We start from the raw sequence: 6,307 nt of genomic DNA on the forward strand, positions 1-6,307 counted from the left end.
AACATCGGGCACATCGGTAGCGGTGTCGTTCCACTCCACCACCAACTGCCGTCGCTCGGCCTCCGTCAGCAGATCCACCGTCTCGATCCGCGTGTGGGGATCGACCGTGACCACGTCCAGAAGGCGGCGCAGCCGGTCGACAAATCCTGTGACTGACGACCGATCGAACAAATCAGTGCTGTACTCGAGGAAGCCGATGATCCCGTCTGGGGCACCGTCCTCGCCTCTGACCTCGCTCAGGTTGAAGAACAGGTCGAACTTCGCGGTGTCGGTACCCAGCGGGAGGAAGTTTGCTTCCAGGTCAGGGAGGTTGAAATTGCCCTGCGGGGTGTTCTGCACGGCGATCATCACCTGGAACAGCGGATGGTGCGCCGTCGAGCGGGCCGGGTTCAGCATCTCCACGAGATGTTCGAACGGGATGTCCTGGTTGCTGTAGGCGGCGAGTGAGGTCTGCCGCACACGGTGGACGAGTTCGGCGAAGGCTGGGTTGCCTGAGGTGTCGGTACGTAGCACGAGCGTGTTGACGAAGAACCCCACCAGGTCATCGAGAGCCTCGTCGGTGCGACCGGCGATCGGAGTGCCCAGCGGAATGTCGGTGCCGGCGCCCAATCTGGTCATGAGTGTCGCGACTGCCGCCTGCAACACCATGAAGACCGTCGCGTTCGCCGTCCGCGCCAGCTCTACCACCCGCCGGTGCAGTCCGGCGTCCAACCGGAATTCGACCAAGTTGCCCTGGAACGACGGCCGGGCGGGACGTGGCCGGTCGGCGGGGAAGCCGACCTGTTCCGGCAGCCCGGCAAGCTCCTGCCGCCAGTACTCCAGCTGCCGGGCGCCAAGGCTGCCAGGGTCCTCCTCCACTCCCAGCAGCTCGTTCTGCCATATCGTGTAGTCGGCGTACTGCACGGGCATTGGCGCCCACTCCGGAGCCCGTCCGGCGCAGCGCGCCGAATAGGCCATGACGATGTCGCGTGACAGTGGTGCGAGCGACCAACCGTCGCCGGCGATGTGGTGCAGGACAAGCAGCAACATCGACACATCCTGGCCAAGCCGGAGCAGCTCTGCTCGCAGCGGCGGTTCCCCCGCGAGGTCGAACATGTGCCGTGCCCCTGCCGACAGAGCCGCGTCGAGCTCGGTATCCGCTACCTCGGTCACCGTCAGGACGGTGCGGGCCTGCTCTGTGGTGAGGATGTGCTGTCGTGGTGTGCCGTCCTGTGCAGGGAAGATGGTGCGCAGGGCCTCGTGCCGGTCCAGTACGTCGACGAGCGCGGCTTCGAGGGCAGCGACGTCCAACCGGCCAGTCAGCCGCAACGCCATCGGGATGTTGTATGTGGGGCTCGGACCCTCCAACTGATGCAGGAACCACAGGCGTCGCTGCGCGAACGACAACGGCAACAACTCCGGCCGCTCCACAGCAACAACCGGCGGACGCACCTCCCGCTCCACATCCAACCGAGAAGCAAGCCCCGCCGCAGTCGGCGCCTCGAACACCGCCTGCATCTCCAACTCCACACCCAGCACCGCACGCACCCGACTCACCAACCGAGTCGCCAACAGCGAATGCCCACCCAGCTCGAAGAAACTGTCCTCAATACCCACCGAGGCCAAGCCCAACACCTCAGCGAACAACCCCACCAGGATCTCCTCACGCGGTGACCGCGGCGACCTGCCCGAACCTGTCATGTCCACCATTTCGGGTGTGGGCAGTGCCTGGCGGTCGAGCTTGCCGTTGACGGTCAGAGGCAACTGGTTCAGGACCACGACCGCGCCGGGGACCATATGCTCCGGCAGCCGGGCTGCGGCGAACCGGCGCAGCTCCGCCACGAGGCGGTTCCGGTCGCTGACCGTCGATGGGTTGCTGACGCAGGCGGCGAGCGACTGACGCGCGGCCGGTGCGTGAGATCCGGTGACCGGACGGCCTGCGGCCAGGTGGAAGATCACGTCCAGGGTGCCGTCCTGACTGCTGCCCCACGTTGTGACGACGTCGTAGCCGTAGCGAACGCCGAGGTCACGCAGGGCGTCGGGTTCGACCCCGCCGGTGTCACCTGCGAGTTGGTGCGCCCGTTCGACCGACCCGCCGCTGTCAAGTCCTCGCATTGCTGCGAGCTCACCGTGTAGCCGAGCGTTGGGGACGGCGGTCACGCGGAGTGCGGCGGGTGCGTCGTCGGCCAGATGGCGGGCCAGGTCGTCCATCCCGTGGAAGTCCCGCCGCGGGACGTCAGTGAGGTCGAGGATGTCGGCTGGCTGCTTGTGCAGAACAACGTCGTAGCGGTAGCGGGTCAACTCGTTGTGCGCGGCACCGTGCTTGACCCGGATATCGACCGCGCCGATCCCGTCCAACTCGTCCGCCAGGGTAGTGAAGAACGCGGGGTCGACCAGAAGTTCCTTGTCGAGCGCGATCGCCTGCTCGACCGCAGCCTGCACCACCCCAGCGTCGGTGTCGACGCCAACCCTCGCCAGCCGGACCGCCGTATGGAAGCAGCGGCGCAGCCGCAGGTCCCGCACGTCACCCACGAATACCCGGCCGCCAGGGGCCAGCAAGTCCACCACACCGCGCAGCGCTTCGATGAGGTATTCCGCGCTCGGGAAGTACTGCACCACCGAGTTCACCACCACAGTGTCGAACACACCGCGGGGAAGGTCAGCCAGGTCGTCGGCGGCGGCGACCCGCAACGTCACCCTCTCAGCGATCGTCGGGTCGGCGGCGATCTGGGCGCACAACCGGTCGACGACCGCCTGTGAGAAGTCAACACCCCAGTACTCATCACACTCGCCCACCAGGCCCGCGAGCAGCAGGCCGGTGCCGACACCCACTTCCAGGATCCGGCGTCCCCCAAGAGCGGCGATGCGCGCCACAGTGGCGTCACGCCACTCCCGCATCTCGGGCAGCGGGATCGGTCTGCCGTCGTAACTACTGTCCCAGCCTCGGAAGTCTTCCCCCAGGGTGACGGTGTCGCCTCCCACGTAGAGGGAGTCGTAGACGGACAACCACTCATCTACCTGCTCGCTGGTATTCCCTCCCGTGTATTCCTCGGCGGGGACGACGTAACTGACAAGACGGCGGTCACCGGTCCGATCCTCCCTGACCACAACCGCAGCCTGAGACACGGCATCATGCGACCGGAGCACCGTCTCGATCTCACCCGGTTCGATCCGGAAACCGCGGACCTTCACCTGATCATCGACCCGACCCACGAACTCCAACTGACCATCGCGGCGCCACCGCACCCGATCACCCGCCCGGTACATGCGTGAGCCGTCCCCACTGAACGGATCGGCGATGAACCGCTCCGCCGTTAAGCCGGGACGGTGTCGGTATCCCTGCGCGACGCCAGCGCCCGCGATATACAGCTCGCCGGGAACTCCTCGCAGCGAGGGACGCAGCCGGTCGTCGAGGACGTAAACACGGGCGCTATCCACCGGCCGTCCGATAGCAGGCACCTCGCCGTCGTCGGGGACGTGGCAGGTGGTGGCGTGGACGGTGGTCTCGGTCGGCCCATAGATATTGAACACCGAGACCCTGGGCAGGACCGCCGACAGCCGTCCGACCAGCTCCGCTGCTAAGGCCTCCCCACCGAAGACGACGCGGTTCACCGCGAGCTCTCCAGCCGCGCCGGGCAGCGACTCCAGCGCTTCCACAAGTTGTTCACCCGCCGACGGGGTCTGGCATAGCACCGTCACGCCCTGCTCCGCGAGAAGCCGCACCATCTCGCGGGGCGACCGGCTCGTCACGTACGGCACTACGACCAGCCGTCCGCCGTGCGCCAGCGCACCCCACAACTCCCACACCGAAAAGTCGAACGAGTACGAATGGAACAACGCCCACACGTCGTTCGGACCGAACCCGAACCAGTGGTCTTCTCTGCCGCCGAGCAACCGCACCACGTTCCGGTGCGTTACCACCACACCCTTCGGCCGCCCCGTGGAACCGGACGTGTAGATCACATGCGCGGGAGAGTCCGCCGACAGCACACCTACCCTCTCGACGGCACCATCGGAGCCCCGCCCATCGCCGTCCACCATGACCGGGTCGACCCCTGCCTGCAGCGTGACCTTTGTCGCGCTGGTGGCCAGAACTACGGCAGGCGCGGCGTCCTCCAGCAGGAACCTGACCCGTTCCTCCGGGTAATCCGGGTCGACGGGCAGGTACGCCGCCCCTGCCTTCACCACGGCCAGGATCGACACGACCAAGTCCAGCGATCGCGGGACCATCAGGCCCACGACATCGCCGACGCCGACTCCCCGGGCGACCAATAGATGAGCCAGCCGGTTCGCGCGTGTGTTCAGCTCCCGGTAGGTCAGCTGGACGTCCTCGAATACGACGGCAACGGCATCGGGCGAGCAGGCCACCTGTGCCTCGAAAACCTCCGGCAACGTCACATACCCAGTACTCATTCGTAGCCCCCTCAATCGTCCATGCCTTGTGCCAGCAGCCACTGCCGCTCTTCTTCGGTAACCAGGTCCACGTCGTTGATCCGTACCTCCGGGTCAGCGGCGACGACCTCCAGGAAACGCAGTAGTCGGTCGACGATCTCCTGTGCCGAGTCGTCGTCGAATAGGTCGGTGCTGTACTCAAGGACGCCGCAGATGCCTGATGCCGCGCCATGGGAGCTCTGCACCTCCCCAAGATTGAAGAAGAGGTCGAACTTCGCGGTGGCGGTGCCGACGGGAAGGAAGCTCACCTCTAGGTCGGGGAGTCCGAAGTCGCCCTGCGGAGTGTTTTGCAGGGCGATCATCACCTGAAACAACGGGTGGTGGCCTGCCGACCGCACCGGGTTCAAGGTCTCCACAAGATGGTCGAAGGGGACGTCCTGATGGGACCATGCCGCGAGGTCGACATCGCGGACACGATGCAGCAGCTCTGTGAATGTGGGGTCGCCGGACGTATCGGTACGCAGCACGATCGTGTTGACGAAGAACCCCACCAGGCCATCGAGAGCCTCGTCGGTGCGTCCGGCGATCGGGCTACCCAAGGGGACATCGGTGCCGGCGCCCATGCGGGTCATGAGCGCGGCGACGGCGGCCTGCATGACCATGAAGACGGTTGTTCCAGCGGTACGGGCGAGGTCTGCGAGCGCTTGGTGCGGTTCGGAGGCGAGGTGGAAATCGACCACGTCGCCACGGAAGGTGGCGGCCTCGGGCCTGGGCCGGTCACTGGGGAAGCTCACCTCGTCGGGAGTCCCGTCGAGCGTCTCTTGCCAGTGCTCCAGCTGCCGGGAAACGAGGCTGTCTGGGTCGTCATCGCTGCCCAACAGTTGGTTCTGCCAGAGCGTGTAATCCGCGTACTGCACCGGCAAAGGAGCCCACTCCGGAGCGCGGCCGGCGGAGCGTGCTGTGTAAGCGGTGACCAGGTCGCGAGACAGCGGTGCGAGCGACCAGCCGTCACCGGCGATGTGGTGCAGCACCATCAACAGCACGGAAACGTCTGGTCCCACCCGAAACAGCTCGGCCCATAGCGGCGTGTCGGTCGCAAGGTCGAACAGGTGGCGGGCGGCATCGCTCAGTGTGAGTCCAAGTCTGTCCTCGGATACCTCGACAACAGCCAGGTTCGGTGCCATCTGGTAGTTGTCGAGGACATGTTGGTACGGTGTGCCGTCGCTTTCTGGGAAAACCGTACGCAGCGACTCATGGCGTTCCACCACATCGGCTAGTGCAATTCGCAATGCCTCGATATTCAACCGCCCTGTAAGACGCAGTGCCATCGGGATGTTGTAGGTCGGGCTCGGGCCTTCCAGTTGGTGCAGAAACCACAGGCGTCGCTGCGCGGACGACAACGGCAACAACTCCGGCCGTTGGACGGGAAGAACCGGGGGTCGCACCTCCCGTTCGGCATCGAGCCGCGTGGTGAGTCCTGCTGCGGTTGGTGCCTCGAACAACACCCGTATCTCCAGTTCGACGCCGAGTACCGCGCGTACCCGACTCACCAGTCGGGTCGCCAACAGGGAGTGCCCACCCAGAGCAAAGAAGTCATCATCGACTCCCACCGAGGCCAGGCCTAGCACCTCGGCGAACAATCCCGCCACAATCTCCTCACGCGGAGTACGCGCCTGCCGTCTTTCGCCGGTGATGTCGGGCTCCGGCAACGCACGGCGGTCAAGCTTGCCGTTGACGGTCAACGGCAACCGCTCCAACACCACCACAGCGGACGGCACGAGGTATTCGGGGAGTCTGCCTGAGAGGAACTGCCGCAACTCCCCAGCCTGAACCGTGCTGCACGTGACTACGTAGCCGACGAGGCGCCGGTCACCAGGTCGATCCTCACGCACGACCACCGCAGCTTGCTGGACTTCGGGATGTGACCTGAGGACGG

At 65.7% G+C, this 6,307-nt stretch carries 2 protein-coding genes; both read right to left on the bottom strand.

Annotated elements, in window-relative coordinates:
- A partial coding sequence (locus AB0I35_RS32270; protein ID WP_357400096.1) for an amino acid adenylation domain-containing protein occupies positions 1-4,392 on the bottom strand: 4,392 nt, incomplete at its 3' end.
- An 11-nt stretch (positions 4,393-4,403) separates the two neighbouring features.
- On the bottom strand, positions 4,404-6,307 hold a 1,904-nt coding region (locus AB0I35_RS32275), incomplete at its 5' end, for a condensation domain-containing protein (RefSeq protein ID WP_357400097.1).

It is taken from the genome of Nocardia sp. NPDC050378 (assembly GCF_040655675.1).
Taxonomy (GTDB): Bacteria; Actinomycetota; Actinomycetes; order Mycobacteriales; family Mycobacteriaceae; genus Nocardia; species Nocardia coubleae.